Source organism: Kitasatospora sp. NPDC002227 (assembly GCF_040296285.1).
In the GTDB taxonomy this organism is placed as follows: Bacteria; Actinomycetota; Actinomycetes; order Streptomycetales; family Streptomycetaceae; genus Kitasatospora.
Genome location: NZ_JBEOWY010000010.1, coordinates 1 through 20,850, shown reverse-complemented (window position 1 = coordinate 20,850; position 20,850 = coordinate 1). Strand labels below are relative to the sequence as shown.

Here is a 20,850-nt window from a genome sequence, read left to right as displayed (position 1 = left end):
GCGGTGGCGGTCGAGGGCTGGGAAGACGTTCCGGCTGAGGTGCGCAAGCGGCACGCCGAGCTGGCGGCCGAGCTGGAGGAGCACCGCGTCCGGTACTACGAGCAGGACGCGCCGACGGTCAGCGACGCCGCGTTCGACGCGCTGATGCGCGAGCTGGAGGCGATCGAGGCCGAGCACCCCGTGCTGGTCACCCCCGACTCGCCGACCCAGAAGGTCGGCGGCGGCGCCGCCGAGGGCTTCACCAAGGTCGAGCACCGCGAGCGGTTGCTCAGCCTGGACAACGCGATGGACGACGAGGAGCTCGCCGCCTGGGCCGAGCGCGTCGCCAAGGAGCTCGACGGCCTGGCGTACCACTACCTCTGCGAGCTCAAGGTGGACGGCCTGGCCGTCAACCTCACCTACGAGCGCGGCCAGCTGGTGCTGGCCGCGACCCGTGGCACCGGCCGGGTCGGCGAGGACATCACGGCCAACGTCCGCACCATCAAGGAGATCCCGCACCAGCTCAAGGGCGAGCACATCCCCGAGCTGGTCGAGATCCGCGGCGAGGTCTTCCTCCCCACCGAGGCCTTCGCCGAGCTGAACGCCTCCTTCGCGGCGGAGAACGACCGCCGCCGCGCTTCGAGCGAGGAGCGCGCCAAGGAGGGCAAGCGCCCGCACGCCCTGGTCAAGCTGTTCGCCAACCCGCGCAACGCGGCCGCCGGATCGCTCCGCCAGAAGGACCCGCTGGTCACCGCCTCCCGCCCGCTGCACATGGTGGTGCACGGCATCGGCGCCCGGGTCGGCTTCGACATCGACAACCAGTCGCACGCCTACCAGCTGCTGCACGACTGGGGCCTGCCCACCGCCAAGCACAACCGCGTGGTCGGCACGCTGGACGAAGTCCGTGCCTTCATCAAGCAGTACGGCGAGCAGCGCCACTCGGTCGAGCACGAGATCGACGGCGTGGTGGTGAAGGTGGACGAGATCGCGCTGCAGGGCCGCCTGGGCGCCACCTCCAAGTCCCCGCGCTGGGCGATCGCCTGGAAGTACCCGCCGGAGGAGGTCAACGGCAAGCTGGCCCGGATCCAGGTCGGCATCGGCCGCACCGGCCGGGCCACCCCGTTCGCCGTGCTGGCCGAGCCGGTCAAGGTGGCCGGCTCGATGGTCCAGTACGCGACCCTGCACAACCAGGAGATCGTCAAGGCCAAGGGCGTCCTGCTCGGGGACACCGTGGTGCTCCGCAAGGCGGGCGACGTCATCCCCGAGATCCTCGGCCCGGTCGAGGACTTGCGGGACGGCACCGAGACGGCCTTCGTGATGCCCACCCACTGCCACGAGTGCGGGTCCGAGCTGCGCCCGATGTCCGAGGGCGACATCGACGTCCGCTGCCCCAACGCGCAGTACTGCCCGGCCCAGGTGCGTGAGCGCCTGGCGTACCTGGGCGGCCGCGAGTCGCTGGACATCGAGGGCCTCGGGTACGTCGCGGCCACCGCGCTCACCCAGCCGCTGGAGCCGGCCGAGGCCCCGGTGGCCAACGAAGGGGACATCTTCGCCCTGACGCTGGAGCAGCTGCTCCCGATCAAGGTCAAGGTCCGGGACCAGAAGACCGGCATGCCCAAGCTGGACGACGAAACCGGCGAGGAAAAGGTTGCTACGTTCTTCGCCAATCTCAGGGGCGAGGCGAAGAAGACCACCACCCTCCTGCTGGAGAATCTGGACAAGGCCAAGGACCGCCCGCTGTGGCGTTACGTCAACGGCCTCTCCATCCGGCACGTCGGCCCGGTGGCCGCCCAGGCGCTGGCCCGGGAGTTCCGTGACCTGGACCGGATCTTCGCGGCCACCGAGGAGGAGCTGGCGGCGGCCGAGGGTGTGGGCCCGACCATCGCCCGCTCGATCAAGGAGTGGTACGAGGAGGAGTGGCACCGGGAGATCGTCGAGAAGTGGCGCGCGGCCGGTGTGGTCTTCGTCGAGGAGGCCGCCGAGGAGGCGGGCGAGCGCCCGCTGGAGGGGCTCACCGTGGTGGTCACCGGCACGCTCGCCGGGCACACCCGGGACGGCGCCAAGGAGGCGCTGACCTCGCGCGGAGCGAAGGTGACCGGCTCGGTTTCGAAGAAGACCGACTTCGTGGTGGCCGGTGACAATCCCGGGTCCAAGTACGACAAAGCCGTCCAGCTCGGCCTGGCCGTCCTGGACGACGCCGGCTTCGCCGTCCTGCTCGAGCGGGGGCCGGTGGCGGCCAGGGCGCTGCTGGGGATCGAGGAGCCCGAAGCGGAGCCCACGAACGGCTGACCACTCGTTACCTTCCTGACACCGCGTCATCGGATCCGATCCGGAAGAAGCGGGCATTCTGTCACTGTGCGGACGCCACTTGGGGAAGTTCCGACGGTGCCGCGCTCAATGGTTGTCCGAAAGTCCGCCCTTCCGGCGGACACCGGCTTACCCTTGAGCGCAACAGTGTGTCAGCAAGGGTGATCGGTACCGGTCTTGTCGGCCGGCTCCGTCGGGGACACCCGTCACTGGCGCCCGTCGGCACCATCGAGGTGTCGCACCGAAAGGCGGCCTGACGGGGCGGGCCCGACGGAGGACAGGGCATATGGATCGTTCGACCGGCGGCGCGCCCACACGCCCGCCGCAGGGGGTGGCGGGCGCGGTCCTGCTGCTCGGCGTGCTGCTGGCCGGCGCCGCGCCGCTCATCCCGCTGGCCGTCCTGGTCTACCGGCACGAGCCGGAACTACTACCACTCTTCGCGGTGCCGCTGGCCGTGCTGGTGGCGGCCTGGCGGATCGCCCGGGACCGGGCTCGGGACCAGCTCACCGACCCGCTCACCGACCTGCCGAATCGTCACGCCTTGCTGCTGGCGGCCCAGGAGGCGATCGCCGACCACGAGGAGGACGAGGAGTTCAGTGTCGGTCTGATCCTGCTGGATCTCGATCGTTTCCGGTCACTCAACGACGCCCTCGGCCATACGGCGGGGGACAGGCTGCTCGTCCACATCTCCCGCCGCCTGCACCGCGCCCTGCGCTCGGGCACCCACAACCCGGCCCGTAGCGATCCGGACGACGTCTTCGCCGGGCTGCCCGAGGCCCAGGGCCGCCCGGTGGTGGCCCGGATGGGCGGCGACGAGTTCGCCGTCCTGCTCCCCGGGGTCGGCTGCCCCGACACCCTGGAGCGGGTCGCCAACGCGCTGATCGCCGAGCTGGCCGCGCCGATCCGCCTGGACGGACTGCTGCTCGTCCTCGAGGCCAGTGCGGGCGTCTGCGTCTACCCCCGGCACGCCCAGGACGCCGAGGCGCTGCTGCGCCGCGCCGACGTGGCGATGGGCCACGCCCAGCGGCGCCGCAGCGGGGTCGAGCAGTACGACGAAGCGCGGGACATCGACACCCCGTACCGGATCGGCCTGCTCGGTGACCTGCGGCGCGCCCTGGAGACCGGCGAGGTGCAGCTGCACTACCAGCCGAAGGTCGCCTTCGACGGGCGGGTGGTCGGCCTGGAGGCGCTGCTGCGCTGGGAGCGGCCCGGCCGCGGCAAGGTCTCGCCGGACGAGTTCATCGGCCTCGCCGAGTCCAGCGGTCTGATGCCCCGGCTCACCGACTACGTCCTGGAGGCCGCCGTCGGCCAGCTCGCCGACTGGCGCCGCCAGGGCCTCGAGGTGCAGGTCGCCGTCAACGTCTCCCCGCGCGACGTGCTCAACCCCGGCTTCGCCGGCCGCGTCGCCGGTCACCTGGCCCGGCACGGGGTGCCCGCGCACGCCCTGCAGCTGGAGATCACCGAGCGCCTGCTGCTCGACGACTCCCGCCTCGCCGCCGACACCCTGGCCGAGCTGCGCCGCAGCGGGGTCGGCATGTCCCTTGACGACTTCGGGACGGGGCACTCCTCATTGGTGCGCCTGCGCTCCCTCCCGGTCGGCGAGCTGAAGATCGACCGCTCCTTCGTCTCCCGGATGGTCGCCGACCACCACGACGCCGCCGTGGTCCGCTGCTCCGTCGAACTCGCCCACTCCCTCGGCCTCACCGTCGTCGCCGAGGGCGTCGAGGACGACGAGACCTGGGAGCGCCTGCACGGCCTGGGCGTCGACGCCGTCCAGGGCTGGCTCGTCTCCGCCGCGCTCCCCGCCGAACAGGCCACGGCCTGGCTGATGGTCCACCGCACCACCGCCCCCCGAGTCGAATGGCTGACGCCACGCCCGGCCTTACCGCCCACGCCTTGAGTTGCACTGCCTGTCTTTAGGGGCGCGGGGAACTGCGCGCGCAACCCTCTTCGGAGGTGCACGGTTGCGCGCGCCGTTCCCCGCGCCCCTGCAGTGGTTTCTTTTTCGGGTTGAGCTGCCCCATAGGATGGCCCCATAGCCCAAGAGCGCCGAGCCCCACGGGTACGGCCTCGTACCAGAACTCAACCCCTGAGGATCGCTGCATGCCTGGCATCACGCGCGAGGAGGTCGCCCACCTCGCCCGGCTGTCGCGTCTGGAGCTCGCCGCCGAAGAGCTGGACCACTTCGCCGAGCAGCTCGACGTGATCATCGGCGCGGTCGCCCGCGTCTCCGAGGTCGCCGGACAGGATGTCCCGCCCACCTCCCACCCGCTGCCGCTGACCAACGTCATGCGCGCGGACGAGGTGCGCCCCTCCCTCACCCCGGAGCAGGCCCTGGCCGGCGCTCCGGCCGCCGAGGAGCAGCGTTTCCGCGTCCCGCAGATCCTCGGGGAGGACTGACCCACCCATGTCTGAGCTCATCCGCTACACCGCGGCGCAGACCGCGAACGCCATCGCCACCGGCGAGGTCTCCGCCGTCGAGGTCGCCCAGGCCCACCTGGACCGGATCGACGCCGTCGACAAGAAGGTCAACGCCTTCCTGCACGTCGACACCGAGGGCGCGCTGAACGCCGCCCGCGCCGTGGACGCCAAGCGTGCCGCCGGCGAGGAGCTGGGCCCGCTGGCCGGTGTCCCGCTCGCGCTGAAGGACGTCTTCACCACCAAGGGCGTGCCCACCACCTGCGGCTCCAAGATGCTGGAAGGCTGGGTGCCGCCGTACGACGCCACTCTGACGTCCCGTCTGAAGGACGCGGGCGTGGTCATCCTCGGCAAGACCAACATGGACGAGTTCGCGATGGGCTCCTCCACCGAGAACTCCGCCTTCGGCCCGACCGGCAACCCGTGGGACCTCACCCGCATCCCCGGCGGCTCCGGCGGTGGCTCGGCCGCCGCGCTGGCCGCCTTCGAGGCCCCGCTGGCGATCGGCACCGACACGGGCGGCTCGATCCGCCAGCCCGGCGCCGTCACCGGCACCGTCGGCGTGAAGCCGACCTACGGCGCGGTCTCCCGCTACGGCCTGGTCGCGTTCTCGTCCTCGCTCGACCAGGGCGGTCCCTGCGCCCGTACCGTCCTCGACGCGGCCCTGCTGCACGAGGCGATCGCCGGGCACGACCCGCTGGACTCCACCTCGATCAACGCCCCGGTCCCGCCGGTGGTCGAGGCGGCGAAGATGCGCGACATCCGCGGCATGCGGATCGGCGTGGTCAAGGAGTTCGCCGGCGAGGGATACCAGGCCGGTGTGATGCAGCGCTTCAACGAGTCCGTGGAGCTGCTGCGCGAGCTGGGCGCCGAGGTCGTCGAGGTCTCCTGCCCGTCCTTCACCCTCGCGCTGCCCGCGTACTACCTGATCGCCCCGAGCGAGGCCTCCTCCAACCTGGCCCGCTTCGACGCGATGCGCTACGGCCTGCGGGTCGGCGACGACGGCTACCACTCGGCCGAGCAGGTCACCGCGCTCACCCGCGAGGCCGGCTTCGGCGACGAGGTCAAGCGCCGGATCATCCTCGGCACCTACGCGCTCTCCTCGGGCTACTACGACGCCTACTACGGCTCGGCCCAGAAGGTCCGCACCCTGATCTCCCGCGACTTCGACACCGCCTTCGCCGGGGTCGACGTCCTGGTCTCGCCGACCACCCCGACCACCGCCTTCGCGATCGGCGAGCGCGCCGACGACCCGATGGCGATGTACCTGGCCGACCTGTGCACGATTCCGTCGAACCTGGCGGGCAACGCGGCCATGTCGCTCCCCGTCGGCCTGGCCCCGGAGGACAATCTCCCGGTCGGCCTTCAGATCATCGCACCCGCGATGGCGGACGACCGCCTCTACCGAGTGGGCGGCGCCGTCGAGGCCGCGCTCAACGACAAGTGGGGGCACACCCTGCTGGAGGAGGCACCGGCACTGTGAGCAAGATCGCCAAGGCAAAGGGCTTCAAGCACTCGAAGCCCGGCCTGCTGCTGTCCATCGGGACCAGCGCCTTCGGCGCCATCTCGATCTTCAAGGACATCAAGAAGGCCCGCGGCGAGCAGGACACCCTGCTCCTCGCCAACGCCGTCGTCGGCGCCCTCGCGCTGGTCACCGGCACCGCCCTGCTGCTGCGCGAACTGAAGCAGCTCGGCGACGACGACATTCTGCTGGGCTGACAGTCCGCCAGGCCCGGCCCTCCACGGACAGCGGGGGCCGGGCCCGTTCCTCCCAAGACTTTTGAGTGAAGGGGACGCTGTGAGCGTCAACAACCTGGTGTCCTACGAGGACGCTCTCGCGTCGTACGACCCGGTGATGGGCCTTGAGGTCCACGTCGAGCTGGGTACCAAGACCAAGATGTTCTGCGGCTGCTCGACCGAGCTGGGCGCCGAGCCGAACACGCAGGTCTGCCCGACCTGCCTCGGCCTGCCGGGGTCGCTGCCGGTGGTCAACGCGATCGGCGTCGAGTCGGCGGTCAAGATCGGCCTTGCGCTGAACTGCGAGATCGCCGAGTGGTGCCGGTTCGCCCGGAAGAACTACTTCTACCCGGACATGCCGAAGAACTTCCAGACCTCGCAGTACGACGAGCCGATCGCCTTCAACGGCTACCTCGACGTGCAGCTCGAGGACGGCTCGACCTTCCGGGTGGAGATCGAGCGCGCCCACATGGAGGAGGACACCGGCAAGTCCAGCCACGTCGGTGGCGCGACCGGCCGCATCCACGGTGCGACCCACTCGCTGCTCGACTACAACCGGGCCGGCATCCCGCTGATCGAGATCGTCACCAAGCCGATCGAGGGCGCCGGCGAGCGCGCCCCCGAGGTGGCCAAGGCGTACGTGCGCGAGCTGCGCGAGCTGATCCTCTCGCTCGGCGTCTCCGAGGCCCGGATGGACAAGGGCCAGATGCGCTGCGACGTGAACCTCTCGCTGCGCCCGAACGGCACCGAGAAGTTCGGCACCCGCTCCGAGACCAAGAACGTCAACTCGCTGCGCAGCGTCGAGCGCGCCGCCCGCTTCGAGATCATGCGGCACGCCACCGTGCTGACCGACGGCGGCACCATCGTCCAGGAGACCCGGCACTTCCACGAGGAGGACGGCAGTACCACCGCCGGCCGGATCAAGGACAACGCCGAGGACTACCGCTACTTCCCCGAGCCGGACCTGGTGCCGATCGCCCCGGCCCGCGACTGGGTCGAGGAGCTGCGCGCCGGCCTGCCCGAGCTGCCGCGGGTGCGCCGCGCCCGCCTGCAGGGCGAGTGGGGCCTCTCGGACAAGGACATGCAGTCGGTGCTGAACGCCGGTGCCGTCGAGCCGATCCTGGAGACCATCGCCGCCGGCGCCCCGGCCGACCAGGCCCGCAAGTGGTGGATGGGCGAGCTGGCCCGCCGTGCCAACGAGACCGGCACGGACCTCACCGAGCAGCCCATCACCCCGGCCCAGGTGGCCCGGGTGTGCGCGCTGGTCGCCGAGGGCAAGCTGAACGACAAGCTGGCCCGTCAGGTCATCGAGGCCGTCCTCGCGGGCGAGGGCGAGCCGGACGCGGTGGTCGAGGCGCGCGGCCTGGCCGTCGTCTCCGACGACTCCGCGCTCGGCGCGGCCGTGGACCAGGCGATCGCCGAGAACGGCGCGATCGCCGACAAGATCCGCGACGGCAAGGTCGCCGCGGTCGGCGCCCTGGTCGGCGCGGTCATGAAGACCACCCGCGGCCAGGCCGACGCGGCGCGCGTCAAGGACCTCATCCTGGAGAAGCTCGGCGTCCAGGCCTAAGACCTAAGGCCCGATAAGGCGTTGCAGCCCAGGTACCTTAGGTGCCTCAGCCGGTGCCCACCCCGTTCCCGGGGTGGGCACCGTCGTGTCTAAGGACCCCCGAGCCGCAAAAGTCGGGAAAGCTTCCGATGCCCCGCCCCCTCCTTGGGGAGAAGACTCTTCCTTGTCAGAAAGACCAGGGAGGGAACCCCAAGTGATCGAGTACGAGCTCATCCAGCAGCGCAACGCCGAACTCCGCCGCATCGCCCAGTACGAGAGCCTGGTCCGCGAGGCCCGGCGCGCCAAGTCCGGCCGCACCGGCCTGTTCGCCCGCTTCGGGCGCCGCACCGCCCCGCTCGGCGAGGCTTAAGTGCGCACCACCTGAAGCCCCGGCCGGAGATAACCAGTGTCTCCCCGGCCGGGGCTTATGGCATGCTCGCGCGCGTGGATCAGATATCGGTCAGCCCTGTCTTCGTCGGTCGTGGCACCGAGACCACCGCGCTGGCCCAGGCGCTCGCCCGGGCCGCACAGGGCGAGCCCACGGCGGTGCTGATCGGCGGTGAGGCCGGCGTCGGCAAGACCCGCCTGATCGAGGAGTTCCTCGACCGCGCCGCGCAGGACACCACCGTGGTGACCACGCTGGGCGCCTGCCTGGAGGTCGGGGCCGAGGGCCTGCCGTTCGCCCCGATGGCCACCGCGCTGCGCCGCCTGCACCGCCAGCTCGGCGCCGAACTCGACCGGGCCGCCGAGGGGATGGAGGGTCACCTCACCCGCCTGCTGCCGGACTTCGGCGGTACGGACGCCGAGCCCAACGACGAGTTCAGCCGGGTCCGGCTGTTCGAGCACACCGCCCGCCTCTTCGAGCGCCTCAGCGCCGACCGCACCCTGGTGCTCGCCGTCGAGGACCTGCACTGGTCCGACCGCTCCACCCGCGAGCTGCTCGCCTACCTGATCCGCACCCTGCACCGCTCCCGGGTCCTGATCGTCGCCACCTACCGCGCCGACGACCTGCACCGCCGCCACCCGCTGCGCCCCTTCCTGGCCGAACTCGACCGGCTGCGGACCGTCCAGCGCCTGGAGCTGGCCCGGTTCGAGCGCCGCGAGGTGGCCGCCCAGCTGGCCGGCATCCTCGGCACCCGGCGGCCCGACCGCGAGCTGGTCGACCGCATCCACCGCCGCTCCGAGGGCAACCCGTTCTTCGTCGAGGAGCTGGCCACCGCGTACCAGGACGGCTGCCCGGCCGGGATGACCGACTCGCTGCGCGACATCCTGCTGGTCCGGGTCGAGGCGCTGCCCGACGAGACCCAGCGGGTGCTGCGGATCGCCGCCGAGGGCGGCAGCTACGTGGAGCACGCGCTGCTCTCCGCGGTGCTGCACGACGAGGAGGGCAAGCCGGCCGAGGAGTGCCTCCTGGAGGCCCTGCGCACCGCCGTCGGCGCCAACGTGCTGCGCCCGGACACCGACGGCGAGGGGTACCGGTTCCGGCACGCGCTGGTCCGCGAGGCCGTCTCGGACGACCTGCTGCCCGGCGAGCGGTACCGGATCAACCGCCGCTTCGCCACGGTGGTCGAGGCCGACGAGGCACTGGTCTGCGCCGCCGACCGCCCGGCCCGGCTCGCCAACTACTGGTACCACGCGCACGATCCGGCCCGCGCCCTCTCCAGTGCGCTGGACGCGGCCCGGGCCGCCCGGCGCCGCAACGCCTTCGCCGAGCAGCTGCGGATGCTGGAGCGGGCGCTCGGCCTGTGGGACGAAGTCTCCGAGGAGGTGCTCGCCACCACCCTGCGCCCGTACGACTGGGCCGAGACCTACCCGCCCTGCACCTGCGACCCGGGCACCCACGACGAGAGCTGCGACCGGCTGCGGCTGGTGGACGTGCTGGCCGAGGCCCTGGTGGCGGCCCGCCGCAGCGGGGATCCGGAGCGCGGCCTGAGCCTGTCCAAGCGGGCCCTCAAACTGGTGGACGAGACCGAACACCCCGAGCGCGCCGCGTGGTTCCGGATGCACCGGGCCCGGCTGCTCGGCCACCTGCTGCGCGGCGGGCAGGACGACGAGATCGAGCACGCCCAGCGCCTGGTGGCCCACCGGCGCCCGTCCGCCGTGCAGGCCGACGTGTTCGCGCTGGCGGCCGCGCACGCGATGATGATGCACCCCACCGAGGCGGACATCGCCACGGCCGAACGGGCGGTGCAGATCGCCCGGGAGGTCGGCGCGGGCGGTGTGGAGCAGCACGCCCGGATGACCCTGGGCACCCTGCTGGCCCTGCAGGGCGACCCGGAGGCGGGGATCGGGCTGATCACCGACGCGGTGGACCGGGCCCGGGGCCTCTGCGCCCCCGATGTGACCTGCCGGGGCCTGAACAACCTGGCCAGCCTGCTGCTCGGCCTCGGCCGGGCGGCCGAGGCCGAGGCGCTGGCCCGGGAGGGCCTGGCCCTGGCCGGGCGGACGGGCCTGCTGGGCAACACCGGCGCCCTGCTGACCAGCAACCTGGCCGAGGCGCTGTTCGCGCTCGGCCGCCCGGCGGAGGCGGCCGAGGTGGTGGCCGAGTGGGAGGCCGAGCAGTCCGGCGGCTCGTACTACGAGTACCTGGACCGGCTGTCGGGCGAACTGGCGCTCGAGCGCGGGGAACCGGCCGTGGCGGCGGCCTGCCTGCACCGGGCCCGGTCGGCCGGCCGGGTGGTCCGGCTGCAGCACCAGGTGCCCGCCGTCCGGCTGGCGATGCGCCTGGCCGCCCGGGCCGGGCGGCCGCTGGACGCCCGTGCCGAGCTGCTCGCCATGCTCGACCTGCGGGCCGAACACGCCGACCGGCACCCGGGCCTGCTGCCCGACAGCGGCTGCGGCTGGCTGCTGCCCGCGCTCGCCGAGGCGGCGGCGATCGAGGCCGACGGCCGCGGCCTGCCGGCCGCCGCCCCGGGCCGGGCCGAGGCGCTGCGCCGGATCACCGAGGCGGCCGCCTCGCTGACCCCGCGCGCTCCCCTGCACATCGGCTGGCGGCTGCTGCTCGACGGGGAGTTGGCCCGTGCCCAGGGGGCCGACACCCCGGCGCACTGGGCCGCCGCCGTCGAGACGCTGCGCGGGATCGAGCCCGGCCAGCCGCTGCTGCTCGCGCTCTACCGGCAGGCCGAGGCGGAGGCCGCCGCCGGGCGGCGGGAGGCGGCCACCGCGCTGCTGCGGGAGGCCGGCGAGCTCGCCACCGCCCGGGACGACCGCCATCTCGGCCGCGAGATCACCCACTTGGCCGAGCGGGCCGGACTCTCCCCGGAGGGCCGCCGGCCCGAGCCGGCCCCCACCCCCGAACCGGCCGAGGCGCTCGGCCTGACCCCGCGCGAGCGGGACGTGCTGCGGCTGCTCACCCAGGGCCGGACCAACCGCCAGATCGCCGAGGAGCTGTACATCTCGCCCAAGACGGCCAGCGTCCACGTCTCCAACATCCTGGCCAAGTTGGGCGTGGGCACCCGGGGCGAGGCCGCCGCGACCGCCCACCACCTGAGGCTCTTCCCCGAGGCGGAACTGGTCGCGGCACCCGCGTAGTCACCCGGCACTGACCCGTTCCGGTGAAGCTCGCCCGGAAGCCATGCCCAGCAGGTCCACCATTACTCTAAGTTGAGTGTATGTGTCATTGAGTGACCAGAGTGGTGTAGTGTCCCGAGTGGGAACACCGGTACGGCGCGGGCGCCACGGTGACGTGGCGTCAGGTCACTTCGCGTGGTGGCACGGCCGAGGCCCGGGTGCAGCGAGGCCCCGGGCCGGAGGGGGAGATGTCGAGTGAACTCCACCGAATCCGTGCTGTCAGCCCCGCCGCCGCCCACCCTCCGCGCCGCCCTCGCGGCCCGGTCGGCCGCGCTGCGCACCTGGTGGGGCTCGCCCTGGTACCTGACCCCCTGGGTCGTGGTCAGCCGCCTGGCGGCCCCCTTCGCGAGCTGGCCGAGCGCCGCACTGGCCGTGCTCTGCCTGGCCTACGCGCTGGGCGCCGCGCTCGGCTGGGGCACCCACTCGGTGGCCGTCTTCATGGGGGACTTCGGGCTCTCCGGCGCCGCGCTGGCCGCCGCGCTGTCCTGCCTGCTGCGCGGCTGCACCGTCGGCGGCCCCTCCCGGGCGGCCTGGCTGCTGTTCGGCCTGTCCTCCTCGGTGGTGGCCTTCGGCAACGGCGTCTGGGGCTGGTACGAGGTGGTCCGGCGGACCACCCCGCCCGCCAACTCGGCCGCTCAGTACGCCTTCCTGCTCTTCGCCCCGCTGGCCATCGTCGGCCTCCTGGTGCTGGCCCAGCGCCCGCGCACGGCGGCCGGCTGGCTCTGCCTGCTGCTCGACGGCTGGCTGGTGGCCGGCTCGCTCTTCACCCTCAGCTGGAGCCTGGCGCTCGGCCGGGTCGCGGCGGGCGAGGGCGGCGACCCGGCGCGCCTCGCGCTCGGGCTGGCCTACCCGGTGCTCGACATCCTGCTGGTCAGCCTGGTGGTCGGGCTGCGCTTCCGGGGCCGGGACGGCAATCGCGCGGCGGTGCACACCGCGATGGTCGGCCTGGCCGTCACGGTGGTCTGCGACGCCCTGTTCACCTCGCCCGACGTCCACAACACCTACCACTCGGGCGAGTTGCTCGACGCGGGCTGGTTCGCCGGCAGTGTGCTGCTGGCCTGGGCGCCGTGGTCCGCCCCGCGCCGCAGCGGCCGCGAGCTGCACCCCTCGGCGGGCGGCGCCCCCCGTCGCCGGGTCGCCAGCGTGTTCAGCGCGCTGACCCCGTACGTGGCGGCGGCCGTCTGCATCTCCGGCATCCTGTACACCGCGCTCGGCGGCCGCCCGCTCGGCCGGGTGGTGCTCACCGCCGCCAGCACCGTCGGCCTGGCCCTGATCATCCGGCAGGGCATCATGCTGCTCGACAACCTCAAGCTGGGGCGGGCGCTGGCCACCAAGGAGGCGCACTTCCGCTCCCTGGTGCAGGGTTCCAGCGACGTGATCATGATCGCCGGGGCGGACGGCGTGCTCAGCTACGTCAGCCCCGCCGCCCTCGGCGTCTACGGGCGGGATCCCGAGGAGCTGGTCGGCGGCAACCTGCTGAACCTGGTCCACCCCGAGGACGTGGACCGGATGCTCGCTGAGGTGCGGCGGCTGCTCACCAGCCCGCCCGAGGCCGCCGGGGAGCCCTCCGCCCGGGTCGAGTGCCGGATCCGCTCCGGCGCGGGGGAGTGGCTGCACGTGGAGTCCACCGTGAACCGGCACCGGGACGGCCTGATCCTCAACAGCCGGGACGTCACCGAGCGGGTCCGCCTGCAGGCCCAGCTCCAGCACAACGCCTTCCACGACCCGCTCACCGACCTGCCCAACCGGGCGCTGTTCACCCAGCGGGTCCGGGCCGCGCTGGCCGATCCGGTGCTGCCGCTGCAGAAGTGCCCCGGTGCCCTCGAGGGCAGCGTCTACACCGACAGCCCGCCGGACTGCGTGGTCGCGGTGCTCTTCCTCGACCTGGACGGCTTCAAGGCCGTCAACGACAGCGCCGGCCACCAGGTCGGCGACGAGCTCCTGGTGCAGGCCGCCCGCCGGCTGCAGGGTGCCGTGCGCTCGGGCGACACCGTGGCCCGCTTCGGCGGGGACGAGTTCGCCGCCCTGGTGAAGGGCCGGCTCGGCCGCGCCCAGGTGCAGGAGCTGGCCGAGCGGGTCCGGGCCGCCCTCTCCGAGCCGTACTGGATCGGCGGGGCCGAGCTCGGGGTGGCCGCCAGCATCGGCATCGCCTTCGGCGCGCGCGGCCCGCAGGAGGAGGCCAAGGCCGCCACCGACGAGCTGATGCGCAACGCCGACCTCGCGATGTACCAGGCCAAGTCCCAGGGCAAGGGCAGGGTGGTGCTCTACACCGCCGACATGCGCGCCGAGCTGGACCGCCGGGCCGAGCTGGAGGACAGGCTGCGCCTGGCCGTCCGCGAGGGCGGCTTCACCCTGCTGCACCAGCCCGTGGTCGACCTGCGCAACGGCGCGGTGGCCGCCGTCGAGGCGCAGGCCCGCTGGCGCTCCGTCCAGGGCCTGCTGCTCACCCCCGCCGAGTTCCTGCGCGCCGCCGAGCAGGGCGACGCCGCCACCCGCTTCGCCCGCTGGCTGCTCCAGGAGGCCGTCACCGCCGCCGCCACCCGGCAGGCCGTCGCGCTGCCCAGAGCCGTCCCCGTGCCGGTCTCGGTCCGGCTGACGGCCGAGCGGCTGTGCGCGCCCGGCATGTTCGAGACGGTGGTCGCCGTGCTGCGCGAGACCGGCCTGCCCGCCGAGCTGCTGGTCATCGAGCTGGCCCGGACGGGGCCGGACACGGGGGCGGACGAGCTGGGCAGACGGCTCGCGGCGCTGCGCCGGATCGGCGTCTCCACCGCCGTGGCCGGCTTCGGCGCGGGCAGCGGCTCGCTCGGCGCGCTCTCCCGGCTGCCCTTCGACGCGCTCAAGCTGGACCGCAGCCTGGTCGAGACGATCGGCGACTCCTCGGTGACCAGAGCCCTGGCCGGGCACGCCGTCCGCCTCGCCCGGGACTTGGGGCTGGTCACCCAGGCCGAGGGGGTGGACCACGCCCGGCAGGTGACCGTGCTCCAGGAGCTCGGCTGCCGGCACGGCCAGGGCCTGGCCTTCGCCCAGCCGCTGGACGAGTACCGGCTGCGCCGCGCGCTGGCCCGCCGGGTGTACCCGCTGCCCAGGCCCGTCGGAGCGCTCTCGACCAGGCGCGCGTACCTGGCGGCCGACAGCCGTTCGGGTGGTCGGACCGACCCCGCGCAGGGCCGCGCCGCACACCACCACGCGGCCCCCGACCTGCCCGAACGGCGTGCGGCGGCGGGTCCACTGGTAGGTCCGCATGGTGAGACCTCCGTCCCACCCGCTTGACACCCCCCGTCGCGGAGGAGGAAGGTCGGTGCCATGCGCACCCGAATTCTCGTACTTGGCGGGCGCGTCGGCTGAGTGGGCTGCTGTAGCCCCACTTGAGACAGACCGACGCGCCACCCCTCGCATGCCCTTGGGCACGAGGGGTTTTTTGTTGCACTGACACTGCCCGCCCCCCAAGGGCCGGGCGGAAATCCGAGAAGAGACAGGCAGATGACTGAGCACGCCGCAACCCCCCGCCGCGGGGACCACCCGGCCGCCCACGCGCCGGGCTCCACCACCATCGTCGAGACGATGACCGGCGCGCAGTCGCTCATCCGCTCGCTCGAGGCCGTAGGCGCGGACACCGTCTTCGGCATCCCGGGCGGCGCCATCCTTCCGGCGTACGACCCGCTGATGGACTCGGTCAAGGTCCGGCACATCCTGGTCCGCCACGAGCAGGGCGCCGGCCACGCCGCGACCGGCTACGCGCAGGCCACCGGCCGGGTCGGGGTCTGCATGGCCACCTCCGGGCCGGGCGCCACCAACCTGGTGACCCCGATCGCCGACGCGTACATGGACTCCGTCCCGATCGTGGCGATCACCGGCCAGGTCGCCTCGAAGGCGATCGGCACGGACGCCTTCCAGGAGGCGGACATCTGCGGCATCACGATGCCGATCACCAAGCACAACTTCCTGGTGACCGACGCGGCCGAGATCCCCCGGGTGATCGCCGAGGCCTTCCACATCGCGGGCACCGGCCGCCCGGGCCCCGTCCTGGTCGACATCGCCAAGGACGCGCTGCAGGCCACCACCACCTTCCGCTGGCCGGTCGAGACCAACCTGCCCGGCTACCGGCCCGTCACCAAGCCGCACGCCAAGCAGATCCGCGAGGCCGCGAGGATGCTGGTCGCCGCGAAGAAGCCGGTGCTCTACGTCGGCGGCGGCGTGCTCAAGGCGCAGGCCAGCGCCGAGCTGCGGATCCTGGCGGAGCTGACCGGCGCGCCGGTGGTCACCACCCTGATGGCGCTCGGCGTCTTCCCCGACAGCCACCCGCAGCACCTGGGCATGCCCGGCATGCACGGCTCCGTCCCGGCCGTCACCGCCCTGCAGAAGTCCGACCTGCTGTTCACCCTCGGCGCCCGCTTCGACGACCGCGTCACCGGCAAGCTCGACTCCTTCGCGCCCTTCGCCAAGGTCGTGCACGCCGACATCGACCCGGCCGAGATCGGCAAGAACCGTCCGGCGGACGTGCCGATCGTCGGCGACGCCCGCGAGGTGCTGGCCGACCTGATCGTCGCCGTCCAGGCCGAGTACGACGCCGGGCACAAGAGCGACTACAGCGACTGGTGGGTCAAGCTCAACGAGTGGAAGAAGACCTTCCCGCTCGGCTACGAGCCCGCCCCCGCAGGCGAACTGTCGCCGCAGCAGGTGATCGAGCGGATCGGGCAGAAGGTCGGCTCGGACGCCATCTACGCGGCGGGCGTCGGCCAGCACCAGATGTGGGCCTCGCAGTTCATCAACTACGAGAAGCCGGCCACCTGGCTCAACTCGGGCGGCGCGGGCACCATGGGCTACGCCGTCCCGGCCGCGATGGGCGCCAAGGCCGGCAAGCCGGAGTCGGTGGTCTGGGCGATCGATGGTGACGGCTGCTTCCAGATGACCAACCAGGAGCTGGTCACCTGCGCGCTCAACAACATCCCGATCAAGGTCGCCGTCATCAACAACGGCTCGCTCGGGATGGTCCGCCAGTGGCAGACCCTCTTCTACAACCAGCGGTACTCCAACACCGTCCTGCACTCCGGCCCCGAGCACGACGGCGTCGAGCCGCCGGCCCAGGGCACCCGCATCCCCGACTTCGTGATGCTGAGCGAGGCGATGGGCTGCGTGGGCCTGCGCTGCGAGCGCCCGGAGGACCTGGACGCGGTGATCGAGCAGGCGATGGCGATCAACGACCGCCCGGTCGTCATCGACTTCATCGTCCACCAGGACGCCATGGTCTGGCCGATGGTGGCCGCCGGTACCAGCAACGACGAGATCCTCGCCGCCCGGGACGTCCGCCCGGACTTCGGCGACGACCTCGACTGACCGCCCCGACACGGAATCTGAGAGCTCATGACCGCCATGTCCAAGCACACCCTCTCCGTCCTGGTCGAGAACAAGCCGGGTGTCCTCGCCCGGATCGCCGCACTGTTCTCCCGTCGGGGCTTCAACATCGACTCCCTCGCCGTCGGCCCGACCGAGCACCCGGACATCTCCCGGATGACGATCGTGGTCAACGTCGAGGACCTTCCGCTGGAGCAGGTCACGAAGCAGCTGAACAAGCTGGTCAACGTGATAAAGATCGTCGAACTCGACCAGTCCGCCGCCATCCAGCGCGAACTGGTCCTGGTCAAGGTCCGCGCCGACGCCGAGACCCGGTCGCAGGTGGTGGAGATCGTCCAACTGTTCCGTGCCAAGACCGTCGACGTCTCCCCGGACGCGGTGACCATCGAGGCCACCGGCAGTTCCGACAAGCTGGAGGCGATGCTCAAGATGCTGGAGCCGTACGGCATCAAGGAGCTCGTGCAGTCCGGCCTGGTGGCCATCGGCCGAGGGGCCCGTTCGATCACGGACCGCTCGCTGCGCGCCCTGGACCGCAGCGCCTGACGCGCTGCCGTCTCACCCCCTGAAGCACTGCCCCACACCCCCGCCGGGTGGACGTACGGTAGGAACCGCACCACCCGGCATCACTACGCAAGGAGATGTGCCCCCGTGGCCGAGCTGTTCTACGAAGACGACGCCGACCTGTCCATCATCCAGGGCCGCAAGGTCGCGGTGATCGGCTACGGCAGCCAGGGTCACGCCCACGCGCTGTCCCTGCGTGACTCCGGCGTCGACGTCCGCGTCGGTCTGCTCGAGGGCTCCAAGTCCCGTGCCAAGGCCGAGGAGGCGGGCCTGCGGGTGACCGACCCGTCGACCGCCGCCGCCGAGGCCGACGTCATCATGATCCTGGTGCCGGACCCGATCCAGGCCGACGTCTACAAGGAGTCGATCGAGCCGAACCTGAAGGCGGGCGACGCGCTCTTCTTCGGCCACGGCCTGAACATCCGCTTCGGCTTCATCCAGCCGCCGGCCGACGTCGACGTGTGCATGGTCGCCCCGAAGGGCCCGGGCCACCTGGTGCGCCGTCAGTACGTCGAGGGCCGCGGCGTCCCGTGCATCGTCGCCGTCGAGCAGGACGCCACCGGCAAGGGCTTCGAGCTGGCGCTCTCGTACGCCAAGGGCATCGGCGGCACCAAGGCCGGCGTCATCAAGACCACCTTCACCGAGGAGACCGAGACCGACCTGTTCGGTGAGCAGGCCGTCCTCTGCGGTGGCACCGCCGCCCTGGTCAAGGCCGGTTTCGAGACCCTGGTCGAGGCCGGCTACCAGCCGGAGATCGCCTACTTCGAGTGCCTGCACGAGCTGAAGCTCATCGTCGACCTCATGTACGAGGGCGGCCTGGAGAAGATGCGCTGGTCCGTCTCCGAGACGGCCGAGTGGGGCGACTACGTCACCGGCCCGCGCATCATCACCGCCGACACCAAGGCCGAGATGAAGAAGGTCCTCGCCGAGATCCAGGACGGCACCTTCGCCAACACCTGGATCGCCGAGTACAAGGCCGGCCTGCCGAAGTACAACGAGTACAAGAACGCCGACTCCGAGCACCTGCTGGAGACCACCGGCAAGAAGCTCCGCAAGCTCATGAGCTGGGTCGACGAGGAGGCGTAAGCCCACCCGTCGCCCGCCGCCACCCTGCTTGGGACGCGCTGCGCGCGACACCTCTGTCGTTGTACAACAAGGCTGCTCCCGTCCGGGTGATTTCGCCGGACGGGAGCAGGCTCGTACCACCCCCGCCGATAGACTCCCGAGTACGCGTCAGGCCCACAGCGTCGTGCGTCTAGCTACGCGACATGCCACCTTCATCCTGTAAAGGACACAGTCGTGAGCAAATCCGTAGTTCTCATCGCCGAAGAGCTGTCCCCCGCGACCGTCGACGCTCTGGGCCCCGACTTCGAGATCCGCCACTGCAACGGTGCCGACCGCACCGAGCTGCTGACCGCGATCGCCGACGTCGACGCGATCCTGATCCGCTCGGCCACCAAGGTGGACGCCGAGGCGCTGGCCGCCGCCAAGAAGCTCAAGGTCGTCGCCCGCGCCGGCGTCGGCCTGGACAACGTGGACGTCTCGGCCGCCACCAAGGCCGGCGTGATGGTCGTCAACGCCCCGACCTCCAACATCGTCACCGCCGCCGAGCTCGCCTGCGGCCTGCTGATCTCCGTCGCCCGCAACATCGCGCCGGCCAACGCCGCGCTCAAGCAGGGCGAGTGGAAGCGCAACAAGTACACCGGCGTCGAGCTGAGCGAGAAGACCCTCGGCGTGGTCGGCCTCGGCCGGATCGGCGTGCTGGTCGCCCAGCGGATGTCCGCCTTCGGCATGAAGATCGTCGCCTATGACCCCTACATCCAGGCCGCCCGCGCGGCCCAGATGGGCGTCAAGCTGGTCACCCTCGAGGAGCTGCTCGAGGTCTCGGACTTCATCACCGTGCACCTCCCCAAGACCCCGGAGACGATCGGCCTGATCGGCGACGAGGCGCTGCACAAGGTCAAGCCCTCGGTGCGGATCGTCAACGCCGCCCGCGGCGGCATCGTGGACGAGGCCGCGCTGGCCTCCGCGCTGCGTGACGGCCGGGTGGCCGGCGCCGGCCTGGACGTCTACGCCAAGGAGCCCTGCACCGACTCGCCGCTCTTCGGCTTCGACAACGTGGTGGCCACCCCGCACCTGGGCGCCTCCACCGACGAGGCCCAGGAGAAGGCCGGCATCGCGGTGGCCAAGTCGGTCCGCCTCGCGCTCGCGGGCGAGCTGGTGCCGGACGCCGTCAACGTCCAGGGCGGCGTGATCGCCGAGGACGTCAAGCCGGGCCTGCCGCTGGCCGAGAAGCTCGGCCGGATCTTCACCGCGCTGGCGGGCGAGGTCGCGGTGCGCCTGGACGTCGAGGTGCAGGGCGAGATCACCCAGCACGACGTCAAGGTGCTCGAACTCTCCGCGCTCAAGGGCGTGTTCGAGGACGTGGTGGCCGAGACCGTCTCCTACGTGAACGCCCCGCTGTTCGCCCAGGAGCGCGGCGTGGAGGTACGCCTGACCACCTCCAGCGAGAGCCCCGAGCACAAGAACGTCATCACCGTGCGCGGCACCCTGGCCGACGGCGGCGAGGTGGCCATCGCGGGCACCCTCTCCGGCCCGAAGCAGACCCAGAAGATCGTCGGCGTGGACGCCTTCGAGGTGGACATCGCGCTCACCGACCACATGGCCTTCTTCAAGTACGAGGACCGCCCCGGCGTGGTCGGCACCCTCGGCCGGATCCTCGGTGACGCGGGCATCAACATCGCCGGCATGCAGGTCTCCCGGGACGGCGGCCTGGCGCTCGCCTCGATCACGGTGGACAGCGAGGTCTCCCAGGAGGTGCTGGCCGAGATCGCCTCCGCGATCGGCGCCCGCTTCTCCCGCTCGGTCAACCTGGGCTGACGACGGGTCAGAGTCGGGCCCGGACCGCTTCGGCGGTCCGGGCCCGACTGCGTTCGGGTGGCTCCCGTCTCAGATACTAGGAAATCCAACTATCTGTGCAGACAGCGTTGGCGGCTTGTCGTACCGTGGAAGAGCCATACGGTGAGCCCGTCCTCTACGCGAGGGCAGCGGCCCGTGTGCGCCGTACGCACCTGGCAGGTGACCCTTGCCGCGTACCTACCCTCCCCACACGCACGACTTCAGGAGACTGGTATGCCCACCGTCGCTGACCGCCACGCTTCCGCCCCCGCCACCCAGCACCGCGCCCCCCGGGTCCGCCGCGGCCGCACCGAGTGCGACGCCCACGCCGCGCAGGCCCTGCAGCGGGCGCTGGACCGCCGCGACAACGGCGGCGTCACCGGCCACTGAGCGCCGCCGTCCGGGCGGGCCGTCGGACGCGGGAGTGCTCCGTGCCGACATCCCGCTGGACGTGCTGATCGAGATCGTGATGGGCCCGA

13 protein-coding genes and 1 pseudogene are annotated in these 20,850 nt (G+C 72.0%); all 14 read left to right on the top strand.

The window, feature by feature from the left end; genetic code table 11:
- Positions 1-3 precede the first annotated feature (3 nt).
- The 14 genes and pseudogenes from ligA to ABT095_RS11495 all read left to right on the top strand — a co-directional run bounded on the left by ligA (position 4) and on the right by ABT095_RS11495 (position 20,761).
- The gene (gene ligA, locus ABT095_RS11560) at positions 4-2,268 is read left to right on the top strand and encodes an NAD-dependent DNA ligase LigA (protein ID WP_350529143.1); all 2,265 of its coding nucleotides are present in this window, start codon (positions 4-6) and stop codon (positions 2,266-2,268) included.
- Between the two features lie 340 nt (positions 2,269-2,608).
- A pseudogene (locus tag ABT095_RS11555) lies at positions 2,609-4,186 on the top strand (putative bifunctional diguanylate cyclase/phosphodiesterase); the annotation flags it as partial.
- Positions 4,187-4,389: 203 nt separating this feature from the next.
- Positions 4,390-4,686: an Asp-tRNA(Asn)/Glu-tRNA(Gln) amidotransferase subunit GatC gene (gatC, locus tag ABT095_RS11550; protein ID WP_104818397.1), complete on the top strand. Its 297-nt coding sequence runs from the start codon at positions 4,390-4,392 to the stop codon at positions 4,684-4,686.
- 7 nt (positions 4,687-4,693) lie between these two features.
- The gene (gene gatA / locus ABT095_RS11545) at positions 4,694-6,187 is read left to right on the top strand and encodes an Asp-tRNA(Asn)/Glu-tRNA(Gln) amidotransferase subunit GatA (RefSeq protein ID WP_350529142.1); all 1,494 of its coding nucleotides are present in this window, start codon (positions 4,694-4,696) and stop codon (positions 6,185-6,187) included.
- Entirely contained in the window at positions 6,184-6,423 is a 240-nt protein-coding gene (locus ABT095_RS11540; RefSeq protein WP_350529141.1) for a hypothetical protein, read from the top strand. The genes gatA and ABT095_RS11540 overlap by 4 nt, the downstream gene beginning before the upstream one ends.
- Before the next feature lie 79 nt (positions 6,424-6,502).
- Positions 6,503-8,011, top strand: coding sequence for an Asp-tRNA(Asn)/Glu-tRNA(Gln) amidotransferase subunit GatB (gatB, locus tag ABT095_RS11535; RefSeq protein WP_350529140.1), 1,509 nt, complete (start codon positions 6,503-6,505; stop codon positions 8,009-8,011).
- Positions 8,012-8,204: 193 nt separating this feature from the next.
- Positions 8,205-8,360 carry a hypothetical protein gene (locus tag ABT095_RS11530; RefSeq protein WP_350529139.1) on the top strand — a complete coding sequence of 52 codons (156 nt, stop codon included), beginning with the start codon at positions 8,205-8,207 and terminating at the stop codon, positions 8,358-8,360.
- Positions 8,361-8,434: 74 nt separating this feature from the next.
- Positions 8,435-11,521: a helix-turn-helix transcriptional regulator gene (locus ABT095_RS11525; protein ID WP_350529138.1), complete on the top strand. Its 3,087-nt coding sequence runs from the start codon at positions 8,435-8,437 to the stop codon at positions 11,519-11,521.
- Positions 11,522-11,878: 357 nt separating this feature from the next.
- Positions 11,879-14,830 carry a putative bifunctional diguanylate cyclase/phosphodiesterase gene (locus ABT095_RS11520; RefSeq protein ID WP_350529283.1) on the top strand — a complete coding sequence of 984 codons (2,952 nt, stop codon included), beginning with the start codon at positions 11,879-11,881 and terminating at the stop codon, positions 14,828-14,830.
- A gap of 210 nt (positions 14,831-15,040) precedes the next feature.
- Complete coding sequence (locus ABT095_RS11515) at positions 15,041-16,894, top strand: acetolactate synthase large subunit (protein ID WP_350529137.1); 1,854 nt, start codon at positions 15,041-15,043, stop codon at positions 16,892-16,894.
- A gap of 36 nt (positions 16,895-16,930) precedes the next feature.
- Complete coding sequence (ilvN, locus tag ABT095_RS11510; RefSeq protein WP_104818406.1) at positions 16,931-17,455, top strand: acetolactate synthase small subunit; 525 nt, start codon at positions 16,931-16,933, stop codon at positions 17,453-17,455.
- A gap of 105 nt (positions 17,456-17,560) precedes the next feature.
- Complete coding sequence (gene ilvC, locus ABT095_RS11505; RefSeq protein ID WP_350529136.1) at positions 17,561-18,559, top strand: ketol-acid reductoisomerase; 999 nt, start codon at positions 17,561-17,563, stop codon at positions 18,557-18,559.
- A gap of 213 nt (positions 18,560-18,772) precedes the next feature.
- Positions 18,773-20,353, top strand: a complete 1,581-nt coding sequence (serA, locus tag ABT095_RS11500; protein WP_350529135.1) for a phosphoglycerate dehydrogenase — start codon at positions 18,773-18,775, stop codon at positions 20,351-20,353.
- A 252-nt stretch (positions 20,354-20,605) separates the two neighbouring features.
- Positions 20,606-20,761 (top strand): hypothetical protein, encoded by a 156-nt coding sequence (locus ABT095_RS11495; RefSeq protein WP_350529134.1) that lies wholly within the window; start codon positions 20,606-20,608, stop codon positions 20,759-20,761.
- Positions 20,762-20,850 lie beyond the last annotated feature (89 nt).

Bases quoted from the DNA above. Each gene is read 5' to 3' on its own strand.
- gatC (WP_104818397.1), top strand. From the start codon at position 4,390: ATGCCTGGCATCACGCGCGAGGAGGTCGCCCACCTCGCCCGGCTGTCG.
- gatA (WP_350529142.1), top strand. From the start codon at position 4,694: ATGTCTGAGCTCATCCGCTACACCGCGGCGCAGACCGCGAACGCCATC.
- ABT095_RS11515 (WP_350529137.1), top strand. From the start codon at position 15,041: ATGACTGAGCACGCCGCAACCCCCCGCCGCGGGGACCACCCGGCCGCC.
- ilvN (WP_104818406.1), top strand. From the start codon at position 16,931: ATGTCCAAGCACACCCTCTCCGTCCTGGTCGAGAACAAGCCGGGTGTC.
- ABT095_RS11495 (WP_350529134.1), top strand. From the start codon at position 20,606: ATGCCCACCGTCGCTGACCGCCACGCTTCCGCCCCCGCCACCCAGCAC.